This window comes from Mesorhizobium sp. C416B (assembly GCF_030323165.1).
Lineage (GTDB): Bacteria > Pseudomonadota > Alphaproteobacteria > Rhizobiales > Rhizobiaceae > Mesorhizobium.
Map to the genome: position 1 here is coordinate 5,944,138 of NZ_CP100471.1, position 13,778 is coordinate 5,957,915.

General features: G+C 64.3%; 7 protein-coding genes. 1 reads left to right on the forward strand and 6 read right to left on the reverse strand.

Annotation, left to right across the window (positions count from 1 at the left end; genetic code table 11):
* Nucleotides 1-62 precede the first annotated feature (62 nt).
* From cysW to NLY43_RS28870, 6 genes are all read right to left on the reverse strand, one after another.
* Complete coding sequence (gene cysW, locus NLY43_RS28845; RefSeq protein WP_023682211.1) at nt 63-947, reverse strand: sulfate ABC transporter permease subunit CysW; 885 nt, start codon at nt 945-947, stop codon at nt 63-65.
* Nucleotides 940-1,791 carry a sulfate ABC transporter permease subunit CysT gene (gene cysT, locus NLY43_RS28850; RefSeq protein WP_023687973.1) on the reverse strand — a complete coding sequence of 284 codons (852 nt, stop codon included), beginning with the start codon at nt 1,789-1,791 and terminating at the stop codon, nt 940-942. Before cysT ends, cysW begins: the two co-directional genes overlap by 8 nt.
* An 18-nt stretch (nt 1,792-1,809) precedes the next feature.
* Entirely contained in the window at nt 1,810-2,838 is a 1,029-nt protein-coding gene (locus NLY43_RS28855; RefSeq protein WP_023673082.1) for a sulfate ABC transporter substrate-binding protein, read from the reverse strand.
* A 230-nt stretch (nt 2,839-3,068) separates the two neighbouring features.
* Nucleotides 3,069-3,752, reverse strand: a complete 684-nt coding sequence (locus tag NLY43_RS28860; RefSeq protein ID WP_023696185.1) for a M15 family metallopeptidase — start codon at nt 3,750-3,752, stop codon at nt 3,069-3,071.
* A gap of 145 nt (nt 3,753-3,897) precedes the next feature.
* The gene (gene pbpC / locus NLY43_RS28865) at nt 3,898-6,003 is read right to left on the reverse strand and encodes a penicillin-binding protein 1C (RefSeq protein WP_023712078.1); all 2,106 of its coding nucleotides are present in this window, start codon (nt 6,001-6,003) and stop codon (nt 3,898-3,900) included.
* Between the two features lie 82 nt (nt 6,004-6,085).
* Nucleotides 6,086-11,572, reverse strand: coding sequence for an alpha-2-macroglobulin family protein (locus tag NLY43_RS28870; protein WP_286459131.1), 5,487 nt, complete (start codon nt 11,570-11,572; stop codon nt 6,086-6,088).
* A gap of 277 nt (nt 11,573-11,849) precedes the next feature.
* Between NLY43_RS28870 and NLY43_RS28875 the strand changes: the two genes are divergently transcribed.
* Nucleotides 11,850-13,778, forward strand: coding sequence for an autotransporter assembly complex protein TamA (locus NLY43_RS28875; protein ID WP_031199490.1), 1,929 nt, complete (start codon nt 11,850-11,852; stop codon nt 13,776-13,778).

The window sequence follows — 13,778 nt, forward strand, 5'->3', positions numbered from 1 at the left end:
CCCTTTTTAGTGGATGCATGTCGTTATCCCAAAACCGCTTCACACTTTTGGGCGACATGCATCTAATGTCCGCGCGTCGCGGCGATCTCGGCGCCGTAGCGCATCTCGAGAAGTGTTTTCAAGACCAGCGTGACCAGCGCCAGGCCGGCAAGCAGCGAAGCGACGGCAAAAGCGCCGACGGCGTTGTACTCGTTGTAGAGGATTTCGACATGCAACGGCATGGTGTTGGTCAGCCCGCGTATGTGGCCCGACACGACCGAGACCGCGCCGAATTCGCCCATCGAGCGGGCGTTGCACAGAAGCACGCCGTAGAGCAATCCCCATTTGACGTTGGGCAGCGTCACGTACCAGAAGGTCTGCCAGCCATTGGCGCCCAGAGAGAGCGCGGCTTCCTCGTCGCCGTTGCCCTGTTCCTGCATCAGCGGGATCAGTTCGCGGGCAACGAAGGGGAAGGTGACGAAGATGGTCGCGAGCACGATGCCGGGCACGGCGAACAAGATCTGGATGCCGTGCGCCTTCAGCCATTCACCAAACAGTCCCTGAGCGCCAAACAAAAGCACATAGACCAGGCCGGAAATGACCGGCGAGACCGAGAAGGGCAGGTCGATCAGCGTGGTTAGAAAAGCCTTGCCCTTGAACTCGAACTTGGCGATCGCCCAGGCAGCCGAAATGCCGAAGACGACGTTGAGCGGCACGGCGATCACCGCCACCAGCAGCGTCAGCCGGATCGCCGAGCGCGTATCGGGATTGGACAGCGATTCCGCGTAGGCGCCAATGCCTTTCGCCAGCGCCTCGTGGAAGACGATGATCAGCGGCAGCAGCAGGAAGACGGCGAGGAAGGCGAAGGCCACCGCCATCAGCAGCAGCCGCACCGGCCGGCTTTCGGTCACCGCCGCCGACCGGCTCTCGTGATGCGGTTCGTAGGATTTGATCTCGGGGTCAGCCATAGCGCTTGCGACTCCATGACTGCGCCAGGTTGATGACCAGCAGCATCACGAACGACAGCAAAAGCATGATCGCCGCGATCGCGGTGGCCGCCGGGTAATTGTACTCCTCGAGCCGGATGACGATCAGAAGCGGTGCGATCTCCGACTTGTAGGGAAGGTTGCCGGCGATGAAGATGACCGAGCCGTATTCGCCGACGCCGCGCGCGAAGGCGAGTGAGAAGCCGGTGATGATGGCCGGCGCCAGGCCGGGAAACAGGATGCGGGTGATGATCTGGAAGCGGTTGGCGCCGAGCGTCGCGGCGGCTTCCTCCACTTCCTTGTCGATCTCCTCCATGATCGGCTGCACCGTGCGCACGACAAACGGCAGGCCGATGAAGACAAGCGCCACGACAATGCCGAGCGGCGTGTAGGCGACCTTGATGCCGAGCGGCGCCAGGAGATGGCCGATCCAGCCATTGGGCGCATAAAGAGTGGTCAGCGCGATACCGGCCACTGCCGTCGGCAGCGCGAAGGGCAGGTCGACCATGGCGTCGACGACGCGGCGGCCGGGGAAGCGGTAGCGCACCAGCACCCAGGCGACGAGCGTGCCGAAGACGACGTTGACGGCGGCTGCGATGAAGGCTGTGCCGAAGCTGATTTCGAGTGCGTTGATGGTCCGGCGGTCGGTGGCGATCGCCCAGAAATCGGTCCAGCCGAGGGCTGCCGAGCGCCAGATCAGGCCCGACAGGGGGATGAGGATGATGAGCGTGAGGTAGGCAAGCGAGAAGCCGAGCGTCAATCCGAAACCCGGAATGACACTCGGCTGTCTGAATCGCCACCCCGCCTTGGCGGGTGCTATGGTCATGTCGTCCTGATCTAAATCCTACTGGGCCGGCTTGTAGATCTGGTCGAATATACCACCATCGCCGAAATGATAAGGCTGTGCCTTCTTCCAGCCGCCAAAAAGCGGATCGTCGATGGAGATCAGCTTGATTTCGGGCGTCTTCGGAATGTCAGCCGCATCCACCAGCTCGGGCTTGGCCGGACGATAGTGGTTCTTGGCGATGATCGTCTGGGCTTCCTTGGAATAGAGCCAGCCGAGATAGGCTTCGGCGACCTTGCGGGTGCCCTTGGCATCGACATTGGCGTCGACGATCGCCACCGGCGGCTCGGCCAGGATCGAGGTCGGGGGATAGACGATCTCGAAATTGTCGGCTCCGAATTCATTGAGCGCCAGATAGGCGTCGTTTTCCCAGCCGATCAGCACGTCGCCGATGCCCTTTTGCGCGAAGGTGACCGTCGAGCCGCGCGCACCGGTGTCGAGCACCGGAGCATTGGCGTAGAGCTTGCCGACGAATTCCTTGTTCTTGGCCTCGTCGCCGCCATCATTGGCGTTGGCATAGGCCCAGGCGGCAAGGTAGTTCCAGCGGGCGCCACCCGACGTCTTCGGGTTCGGCGTGATCACCTGGACACCGTCCTTGACCAGATCGCTCCAGTCGTGGATGCCCTTCGGGTTGCCCTTGCGGACCAGGAAGATGATGGTCGAGGTGTAAGGCGCCGAATTGTTCTCGAACTTCTTGCGCCAGTCCGGGTTGATCTTCTTCGACTTGGTGACGATGGCGTTGATGTCGCCTTCGAGCGCCAGCGTGACCACATCGGCATCGAGGCCGTCGATCACGGCGCGGGCCTGGGCGCCCGATCCGCCATGCGATTGCTGGATGGTGACCGTCTCGCCGGTCTCGGCCTTCCAGTGTGCGACGAAGGCTTCGTCATAGGCCTTGTAGAGTTCGCGTGTCGGGTCGTAGGACACGTTCAGAATGGTCGTATCGGCAAACGCGAAACCGAGCGTGCCGAACTGGATCGATGTGGCGACCAGTGCGCCGAGCAGTTTCTTGAAATGAGGTTTGGTCATTCCCGCCTCCGTTGATGACGGCTGAACTCTATCGAATTGATAGAAATTAGATGCATTCAACGTTGCCTTTTTTGTCCGCTCGAAGGAAATTTTCGCCGATATTGGGTCTCGGAAGGAAATATCTTCCTCATATTGGTCTAACCCAAATCCGGCCGGTTTGACGCTATCTAGGAGCTGACACCGCAGAAGCAAGGCCGAGCGAGGGAAGGCTCGGTGTAGCACCGGGCGGTTCAGCCCGCAGTGATAGGAAAATCGAAGCGCAGCTTTGGAAACGGCTCATCCCGAAGCGTGTAGTGCCACCACTCGCGCGCATAATTCTTGAAGCCGCCGGCGCGCATGGCGTCGAGCAGCCTTTTGCGGTTTGCCGCCGCTTCTGCCGCCAATGGGCGATGTGCGGTTTCGCTTGCCGGGTCGAAACAGTCGAAGCTGGTGCCGAAATCGAGCGTGCCGGCGCCGGCCGCGCCGCAAGCGGCGGATGACTTGTTCTTGCCGTCGCTGCGGGCGATGGCGACATCGACGGTCGAGCCGCGCGAATGGGTGGACAATTCGCCGATATAGCCCTTGGCGATAAGGTCGCCGCGCTGCACCTGAGGGTACCATTGCGGATCGGGCGGGCCGCCCTCTCTGGTCCATTTGCCCATGTCGGCAACGGCGCGGGCCGGGCGGTAGCAGTCGAAGACGACCAGCGTCAGGCCATCGGCGGCGAGCGCTTTCTGCACGCCGGACAGCGCTTGCGCAGCTTGCTTCGTGAGGATGCAGATTGGGGCGTCGTAGCCATCGGTCTTGCGATGCAGGAAATTTTCCAGGCGGGCATAGCGGATGTCCTGGCGGATCGAGGGATCGACATCGGCCAGGCGGACGAAGCCGGCGGGCAGGGGATCGGCGTCGGCGGGGGAGCAAGTCGAAACGAACATGGATACGGCTAAGGCCAATCCTCGATGCAAGCGCTTCGGCACACCCCCCTCTGGCCTGCCGGCCATTGGCCGGCAGGCCAGAGGGGGGTGCCTCGCGCCGGGTCTCGGGCGAAGAAGCCCAATCCCCTGAATCGCTTGGCGCCATCTATTCAACGAACACCTTCACGCTTGCCGCGCGTCCCACGGCGTCGATGACGGTGAGCGTCGAATAGCCGGCGCCGTCGGGCAGCCAGGTCGCGGTGCGGCGGCGGTCGATGCCGACGAGCGGCTTGCCATTGGCCAGCCAGCGGAACGGCGCGCGGCCGCCTTGCAGTTTCAGCACCAGCGGCGAGGCCTCGGCGGAATTGGTGGCGAGATCGACGCGGGCGCCGTTGGGCGGGAAAATGATCGTCGGCGCCGGTTCAGTCGGGCCTGCCTGCACCAGTCCGTCGGCGCCGGCCCCGAAGCGCGCCAGGGTCACCGGCAGGTCTTCGCGCCTGGCCTTGACGACGCCGGCCGGCTGGCTGGGCAACGGGACGGCGGTGAGGCCTGAACGGACGAAGCCCTCGAACAGGATGGGGGCGGCCGAGACATAGCCGGACAGGCCGGGCACCGCACCGGCATCGGCGCGGCCGACCCACACACCCAGCACGTAGCGGCCGTCGAAGCCGACCGACCAGGCATCGCGATAGCCGTAGGACGTGCCGGTCTTGTAGGCGATGCCGCGCTGCAAGGCGCCCTCAGGCGGCTTTACGCCCGACAATATGTCGGTGATCTGCCAGTTCGCCTGGGCGTCGAGGATGGTGGCGGTGGTGCGCTCGGAATTGGCCGGCTCGGTGCCGTCATGCAGCGTGTTTGCCTTCCCGCCATTGGCCAGGCCGGTATAGAGCTGGACGAGATCGCGCAGCGTCACGCCGACGCCTCCGAGGCCGATGGCGAGGCCCGGCGCCTCGTTGACCGGCAGCACCGGGCTGACGCCGGCCTGGCGGAAGCGCGCCATCAGCCGTGCCGGGCCGACAGAGTCGAGCACGCGGATTGCCGGCACGTTGAGCGACAGCTGCAGCGCCTGGCGGATCGAGACATCCCCCTGATAGCCCATGTCGAAATTCTTCGGCCGGTAGCCGCCGAAATCGACCGGGCTGTCCTCGATCAGCATTTCCTGGGCCACCAGCCCCTGCTCGAAGGCGAGGCCATAGATGAACGGCTTCAGCGTCGAACCGGGCGAACGCACGATCCTGGTCATGTCGATCCAGCCGGAGCGGCTGGCGTCGAAGAAATCGGCCGAACCGACTTCGCCGAGGATGTCCCCGGTGCGGGCATCGGCCATCACCATGGCGACGGAGAGGCGCGGCCCAAGTTTGATCGCGGCATCGCGCGCCACCTGCTCCAGTCCTTGCTGGACGCTTTTGCGGATCGTCAGCTGCAGCGGCTTGCCGGGGACGGCCTTGGGCAGCATGGCGTAGGCGGCGTGTGGCGCCAGCGCCGGCAATTTGCGGCGCAGGCCCGAGACATCGTCTAGTGCGGCGCGCGCGGCTTCGCGCTCGCCGAGCAGGCCAGCTGATACCATGCGGGTCAGCACGCGGTCGCGGGCGGCATGAGCGATGGTGAGATTGCGGTCGGGACGGCGCTTTTCCGGCAATTGCGGCAAGGCGACGAGCAGGGCTGCTTCCGAGACGGTCAGCCGCTTCGGCTCTTTGCCGAAATAGGCGAGCGAGGCGGCACGCACGCCTTCGAGATTGCCGCCATAGGGCGCCAAGGTCAGGTAGCGTTCCAGTATCTCCTGCTTGGACAGGCGCCGCTCGATCTGGATGGCGCGCAGCATCTGCTTGATTTTCGAGCCGAGGCTGCGGCTTTCGCGTGGCTCGATCAGCCGGGCAAGCTGCATCGACAGGGTCGAGCCGCCGGAGACGATATGGCCGGTGGTGGCGAACTGGCCGGCGGCGCGCGCCAGCGCCAGCACATCGACGCCCTCATGATCCCAGAAACGCTTGTCTTCATAGGTGACCAGCATGTCGACGAACTGCTTGTCGACCTGGTCGAGATGAGTGCCAAGCCGCCAGTAACCGTCCGGCGTGGCGAAGGCGCGCAACAGCTGGCCGTCACGATCCTGGACTTCGGTGGAGACGGTGAGTTTCTCGGGCAGTGGCGGCGGGAAAGCGCGGTCGAGTTCCCAGAGAGAAGCGGCAGCGATCGCCGCAAAGCCGACGAGGGAGGCGGCGGCGATGCCTGTTCGACGGAGAAATTTTCTGGAGAGCATGGTGGTGTCCTTCATCCGCCTGCCGGCTCCTTCTCTCCGCATAGCGGGAGAAGGAGATGGTCGCGGACATCGGCGTGTTCATCTTCGTCAAGGCGCCTTACGGCGCCTTGATCTCCATCATGCCGGTGGCGGTGCGGGCCGAATATTGCGGCCGGTACATGTCCTCCACCGTGGCCGCCGGATGGGCGTAGGTGCCCGGCGTCACCGCACGCACGACATAGGCCAGCATGATGTTGCGGTCGCCATCGCCGTCATTGGGATTGAATGCCGCGACGAAACGGTCGTCGCGGAATTCGAGATGGGCGGCGTCGGTTTGCGCCAGCCAGGTGAAGTTCGACAGCTGGGCGCTGGAAACAAGGCCCGGATTGTCGATCTCGAAGCCGGCCGGCAACAGGTCGGTGATCAGCAGGCGCGAAGGCCAGCGGTTCTGCTCGTAAACCTTGAGCACGACCACGTAGCGTTCGTTCTGAGTCGCCTCGGTGACGTTGGCTTCGGTGCCATCGAGCTTGTAGTAGGTGCGGTCGATGGTGAAGCCGTCGCCGCCGGCCGGCAAGGGCTCTACCGGCGAGGCGACCGTGGTGACGACCGCCTGCAGCGGCGTGGCGCCGGTGTTGGCGATGGTCAGCGGGCTGTCGGCAATGTCGGTGCCGCTGAGGTGGTTGGAATACCCACCGGCATGCGGCGCGCCGTTGACCGAGAGCGTGATCGAGTCGTTGCCCGACTTCAGCGCGCGGGCCGCCAGAAGCATCCAGGACTCGTCCTGCGTGCTGGTCCAGCGGGCATCGGCGCGTTCCCTTGCCACCAGCCGGATCAGCTCCGGCACGATGGTCGGCACCGGCCTCGATTCGGCGGCGAGCGCCAGGATCGCGGCGCCATCACGCAGCCGCGAGCCATAGTCGGACCGGTAGTAGTCGTACTCGGTGGTCGACTTGGCCAGCTGCAGCGCCGTCTGGAAGGTTGCTTCCGAACGTTGCGCGTCGCCGTAGAGCGCCAGGCTCGCCGCCAACTGGGCGACGGCCATCGGGCTCGAGAAGGCTTCGAGCTTGGTGTCGGCGTAGTAGCGCAGATCGCCGACCGAGGCCTTCTTGTTGCGGGCCAGAACATAGAGCGCGTAGGCGATTTCGCTGCCGCGATCCTGGACGTCCTGGTCGTAACCGATCGAGTTTTGCAGATTGCTCAGCGCCTGGCTCATCGCCAGGGCCGGCACGTCGTAGTTCTGCTCGCGCGCCCGGGTCAGAAAGTCGGTGACGTAAGAGTCAAGCCACAGATCGCCGGAGCCCGGACCCCACAGGCCGAAGCTGCCGGCCGAAGCCTGGTAGCTCAGCACCTTGTAGATGGCCGCCTGGACGCGGTCGTGCAGTTCGGGATCGCTTTGCATGCCGACGCCGGACGCCAGATCGTTGACGTAGAGAAGCGGCATGGCGCGGCTGGTGGTCTGCTCGGCGCAACCATAGGGGTAGCGGTCGAGCGTCATCAGCAGCGACGGCACGTCGAAGGCGGCAGCCTGCGAAACGCCGACGCTGATCGAGGCGCCGTCGAGCAGGCTTGCCGCGAGCAGCTCCTTGTCGACGCGCAGCGAGCCGCCATTGCCCTTGAGGTCGACGACCAGACGGGTGGTGACCGGCAATTGCGCCGGACGCACCGGAACATACAGCGTCTGCTCGACGGCGGTGCCGTCGCCATGGGCGAGCTTGATGGTGATCGAGGCATTGCCCGCCGTCTGTGCAATCAGCGGCACGGTCAGCGTCTGGCGCTTGCCCTTGGCCAGCGTCAGCTTTTCGGGCAAGGGCTTGTCGCCGGTCGAGAGGTCGCCGGTCGTGGCGATCGACAGGGCATAGTCGCCCTCCGGACCGTCGGTGTCGGCGACGTCGAGCCGCATGATCGCTGCATCTCCAGGCGCCAGGAAACGGGGCAGGCCGGCGGTGATCACCACCGGATCGCGCACGATGACATCGGTCGTGGCATGGCCGACGGCCTCCTTGGTCCAGGCGACGGCCATGACGCGCACGGTGCCGTTGAACTGCGGGATGTCGAAGTCGATCCTCGCCTTGCCGTCGGCGTCGAGCTGGACCGGGCCGGAGAAGAAGGCGACCAGCTTTTCGGTCGGCGGACTGCCTTGCGGCTGCATCGAGGCGCCGTCGCCGCCGGTCCTGAGCTTGCCGCTGGTGCCGAGCGAGCCGTCGATGAGACGGCCATAGATGTCGCGGACTTCGAGCCCGAGCATGCGCTGGCCGAAATACCAGCCCTCCGGATCCGGCGCCTTGTAGTTGGTGAGGTTCAAAATGCCGACATCGACGGCAGCGACCGTGACATAGGCATTGCTGCCCGGCGCTACGCCGGCGACCGAAACCGGGATCGACAGCTGCTGGCGCGGCATCGTCTTGTCCGGCGGCGTCAGGGTAACCGCGAGCTTTTTCGAGCCCGGGTCGACCGTCAGCCATTTTACGCCGATGGCGCGCGCCGGCATGCGGGTTTCCTGGGCATCGCCGGGCCGGAGCAGGGTTGCGGTGATGTAGGCGCCGGCGCCCCAGTCGTCACCGACCGGGATGTCGACCGTGCTGCCGCCGGCCGGCACGGTTGCCGTGACGGTCTTGAGCAGCTTGTCGGCGCCGATGGTGACCAGCAGTTCGCCGGCAAAATGCGGCGACACCTTCAGCTTGGCCACGTCGCCGACGGCATAGCTGTCCTTGTCGAGAGCGATCTCGAGCCCATCAGGCGTTTCGGTGGAGGTCGAGGAGACATACCAGCCGGCGTCGAACTCATAGCTGGTCGCCGGGCCCTCGGGATCGGCAGTCTCGATCTCCAGCCGGTACTGGCCCCAGTCGACCGGCATCGTCACGGTCGCCTCGGCATCGGCGCTGAGATCGACCTGGCCGTTGGCGATCGACTTGGTGAAGGTGACCGGTTCGTAGTTCCACGAGTTGTTGTTGCGGTACCACTGGTAATTGCGTTCGACCTTGACCAGCGACCACTGCGCGCCCTTCAGCGTCTCGCGCTTGCCGTCGGGGTCGACCGCGATGAGGCTGAACTTGGCGGTGCCGCCCTGCGGCACCTCATTGTCGGCGAAATCCGGACGAATGCCGATCATGTGGCCTTGCGGGCGGATGCCGATGTTGAGCGAGCGTTCGATGGCGCGGCCGCCGGTTTCACGCATGCGAACCGTGACCTTGGCGTCGACCAGCTTGGTGGTCGCGGGCAACTGGTCGACCGTGACCGGGAAGGTCGCCTTGCCGTCGTCGCCGACCACCGGCAGACCGGTGAACGGGGTGACCGAAGGCTCGGCCGACTGCTCGTCGGCAAGGCCGAACGAATAGCCGGCGAAACGGTCCCAGTCGCGCGCCGTCGACAGCGTCAGCTCGCCTTCGAGCGCGAGGCCGGCGGCCGGCGCGCCATAGAGGAAGCGGCCGTCAATGTCGATGTTGGCGGTTTCGCCCTGGGCGATCTCCTGCTTGTCGGACTTCATGTCGAACTCGATGCGATCCGGCACGAAGTCTTCGACCAGGAACATCTGGCTGGAAACGGCCGCCTGCTTGGGATCGGTATAGATCGACACCGTCCAGGTGCCGCGCATGGCGTTGGCTTCCAGCGGCAGGTCGACGGCATAGCCGCCGGCCGAGACGCCATCGGCAACGATGCGGCGGTTCTCGACGCCGTCGGGACGGGTGAAGATGAAGGTCAGCGGCAGGTTTTCCACCGCTTTGGAGGCGCCGTCGCGGGCAAGGGCTGCGACATGCACATCCTCGCCGGCGCGGTAGATGCCGCGTTCGGTCCAGGCATAGACATCGAGCGCGCCCGGTGCGGCGCGTCCGGCGACGCCGCGATCGGACAGATCGAAGCCGGCGCGGCCCATGTCGAGGAAGACGAAATCGTTGTCGCCCTGCTTGGCCATCAGAACGGCCGGCACCATGCCGCCGTCGCCGCGCGTCAGGCCGGGGTTGAAGACAGCATGGCCTTCGGCGTCCGACGTGGCTGTGCCGAGGATTTCATTGTTCCTGGCCAGCAGCGTCAGTTCGGCGCCGGCGATCGGCTTGGCGGTTCCGAGCGAGCGGGCAAAGACATTGAGGCCATCCTGGCCGGTATAGGTCGACAGGCCGATGTCGGAGACGACGAACCACTGCGTGGCAAGCGAATTGTAATTGTCCTCGTCGTTTTCGTTTACCGCTTGCGCGGTCAGCACGTAGACGCCGGGCTTGCGCTGCGGCAAAGCTTCGTCGACCGGGAACGACGTCGTGACGTCCTTGTTGAGGTCGTTGGCGATGTCGAGCTGGCCCTGCCAGACCGGCTCACCCATCTGGTCGGAAATGCTGGAGATATCATAGCCGTCGAGCTGCTTCAGGAACTGATAGCCGGACAGAAGCTGCGCCAGCGAACGATCGCCGATGCGGTAGAGCTTCATCTGTGCGGCATTCATGTTGACGGTGACGACCGGGATGCCGCGGCGGGCGCCGGCGGGCAGCACGAAGCTGTCGCCGGTGAAACGGGCGGACGGCGCGCGGTCCTGCACATAGATCGACAGCACGACCGGAGCGGCGGTGACCTCGCCAATGGCGGCCGGCAGGCCGGCGCGGAAGGTCACTTCGTAATGTTGGCCGTGCTCCAGGCCTTCGACGCAGATCTGCTTGTCCTTTGCCTCGACGCCCTTGGGCGGCTGGTTGTCGACGGTGACGAACTGGGCGTAGTCGACGCCGGTCTTGACAAGCTCCTCGGAAAACTGCGCGCAAATGCGCGGCGCGCTGGTGTCGGCGTCGATCGAGTGATCGATGACGCGGAAGCCCTTGCGGGCCTTGAGATCCTCATATTCGGCCTTGACCGCCGGCGAACTGACCAGCGCGAGGCTGGCTTCATAAGCCTGCAGGGCTGGACGGTAGAGATCGCGGCGGTCGAGGCCGTTGCCGAGCAGCGCCAGCACTTCGGCGCGGGTCTTGGTGGTGCGCAGCAACTTGTAGGCGTTGATGGCGGCGGAGGTGCCTTTGACCGGCAGATTGTAGGATTCGGAGGTGCCGCTGGCCGGCTGTATGGCAAGCGTTTCACGCGCCAGACCGAGCCAAAGCTGGCCGTCGTCAGGCAGGACCGAGACCGCGGCCTCGTATTTGTTCATGGCCTGGCCATGGTCGCCGGTCAGTGCAGCCTGTTCGGCGGCGGCGCGGAGTGATTCCAGCCCGTCGGTCGGCTTGTCATAGGCCGGATCGGTCAGCTTGTTGCGGTATTGCTGGGCCTGGTCGGCCATCCAGTTGGGGAAGAAGGCGAGTTCCGGCGGGGCGCCGATATCGGGGTCGCCATCGACATTGACGACCTTGCCTGCGACCGCGCCGCTGAAGGGTTTCAACTGGTTATAGTCGGATTTTAGGAAGCACCATTTGGCCTTGTTGTTGTAAGTAAAGGCGCGGCAGGCGGGGTCGCCGAGGCATGTCGTCTTGCACTGATCGAGGCTGACATTCTGGTCCGATCTGAGATCGAAGCCGAAATAGTCGGAATTATTTGAGGTCACCACCCGGCGGGCTTCGGCCGCTTGCGCTACAGACCCCCAGGCGAAAACGAGAAGAATCAAGATCGACAGACCACGAGCCGCCGCGCGCATCGCCATAACACCCTCCAGACACTGCTACGTCCGCGGCATGTTCAAGCTTCAGTCAAGCTTGTCAACACGAGGACGGGCAGGTTTCCGCCCGCCAACGGTTCCCAAACCGGCCAATGACCGGTATGCCGATAGTTCATCCACGGGAAAGGGATCACGCTTTCTTGCGAAAACGCAGAAGGTGTGAATTCCAAGCCCTGCCTATTTCAGACAATTGGATTGTGGCCCCTTTACGAGCGCTTCAAAACTTCATTCCAATTTTAGTTTTGTAACCTAGGTTGTCCTGATGCCGGCGTATGAAGCGCAGATGTCGAAGGTAAGTGCGCCACGGCGCACGCTTTCGCGCGCGCTGATTGTGGCGTTGGCGTGCTCGAGCGTGCTCGTTGCCGAATCGGGGTCGGCGGCCGCCTTCGAGCTCTTCGGCATCAAATTGTGGGGCTCTTCGAATGACGAGGACGCCGATATCGTCGACCCGCTGCGCTATGCGGTGACCATCGAAGCGCCCGATGCCGACAAGGACCTGATCAAGAAGCTCGAAAACGCCTCGTCGCTGAAATCCGACGAGGACCGCCCGGTTTCCGGCTCGCTCGGCCTTTTGGCAAAGGCGCGTAGCGACCGCGAACAGCTGGTCGCCGCGCTTTATGCCGACGCCCGCTATGAAGGCGTCGTCACCATCACCATCCAGGGCAAGGCGCTCGACGATTTGCCGCCCGATGCCGAATTCACTGGTCCGCAGCCGATCCCGGTGGTGGTCAGCATCGCCAGCGGGCCCAAATTCACACTCGGAAATATCAGGCTGGAGGGCGATGCCGCCGGGCTGGCGAGCGCCGATTTCGGCCTGATAGCCGGCGGCGATGCCGGCTCGGGCGCCGTGCTCAAGGCCGAGGCGCTGATCGTGCGGGCGCTGAAGCAGGAGGGCCGGCCGCTGGCCCGGATCACCGACCGGCAGGTCGTGGCCGAGCACACCACCTCGACGCTCGACGTGACGCTGACGGTGGCCGCCGGGCCGGTTGCCGGCTATGGCGACACCACCGTCGATGGCACCGAGAAGGTCGATCGCGAGTTCACCGAATATATGACCGGGCTGAAACGCGGCCGGCAATATTCGCCCGACGAGATCGACGATGCCCGCGACCGGCTGCTGAGGCTCGAAGTGTTCAACAGCGTGACGCTGAAGGAAGCCGACAGTCTTGACCCCGACGGCAACATTCCGATCGGCGTTCAGGTCAGCGAGCGCAAACCACGCTATTTCGGCGTCGGCGGCACTTTCTCCAACACCGAAGGGCTAGGCCTGGAAGGCTATTGGGGCCACCGAAATCTGTTCGGCCGGGCCGAAAAGCTGCGCATCGAGGGCAAGATCAGCGGCATCGGCAGCAACGATCTCAGCGAGCTCAACTACAATGCCGGCATCATGTTCGAGAAGCCGGGGGTGGTCGGGCCGGCCTCGAAATTCATCGCCAGCGTCAAGACCGTACTCGAACATCCCGACGCCTACGACCATTTTTCGGTCAAGGGCAGCACCGGCCTGTCCTATGAGATCGACAAGAAGCAGACGGTTTCGGCTGAAATCGCGCTCGACTACTCCAGGATCACCGACGCTTTCGGCAAGCACAAATACCTGATCGCCAGCATTCCGCTGCAATATGTCTACGACAACAGGGACAACCGGCTCAACCCGACCAGCGGCTTCAGGGTTCTGGCCTATGCCGAACCGAGTTACGACATTCTGAGCGGCGCCGCCTTCCTCAAGCTCAGGGGCGAGGGGTCGGCCTATCAGTCGCTCGACACGGCCTCGAAATTCGTGCTTGCCGAACGCGTCGCGCTGGGTTCGATCGTCGGCACCGGCCTTCAGAACGTTCCAGCCGACAGGCGCTTCTATTCCGGCGGTGGCGGCTCGGTGCGGGGCTATGCCTATCAGGGCATCGGACCGAAGGACATCGACAATCAGCCGATCGGCGGGCTTTCCTTCTTCGAAACATCGGTCGAAATGCGCATTGCTCTGACCGACACGATCGGCATCGTGCCGTTCGTCGACGCCGGCACTGTCTCGACCACAGCGACGCCGGACTTTTCAGACGTGAAGGTCGGCGCGGGCGTTGGCCTGCGCTACATCACGCCGTTCGGGCCGCTGCGCATCGACGCCGCCGTGCCGCTCAACCGCGACCGTGGCGACCCGCGTTTCGGCATCTATGCCGGGATCGGACAGGCGTTCTGA

Excerpts from the sequence above, each read along its gene's own strand:
- cysW (WP_023682211.1), bottom strand. The coding sequence starts at position 947 with ATGGCTGACCCCGAGATCAAATCCTACGAACCGCATCACGAGAGCCGG.
- cysT (WP_023687973.1), bottom strand. The coding sequence starts at position 1,791 with ATGACCATAGCACCCGCCAAGGCGGGGTGGCGATTCAGACAGCCGAGT.
- NLY43_RS28855 (WP_023673082.1), bottom strand. The coding sequence starts at position 2,838 with ATGACCAAACCTCATTTCAAGAAACTGCTCGGCGCACTGGTCGCCACA.
- NLY43_RS28860 (WP_023696185.1), bottom strand. The coding sequence starts at position 3,752 with ATGTTCGTTTCGACTTGCTCCCCCGCCGACGCCGATCCCCTGCCCGCC.
- pbpC (WP_023712078.1), bottom strand. The coding sequence starts at position 6,003 with ATGAAGGACACCACCATGCTCTCCAGAAAATTTCTCCGTCGAACAGGC.
- NLY43_RS28870 (WP_286459131.1), bottom strand. The coding sequence starts at position 11,572 with ATGGCGATGCGCGCGGCGGCTCGTGGTCTGTCGATCTTGATTCTTCTC.
- NLY43_RS28875 (WP_031199490.1), top strand. The coding sequence starts at position 11,850 with ATGCCGGCGTATGAAGCGCAGATGTCGAAGGTAAGTGCGCCACGGCGC.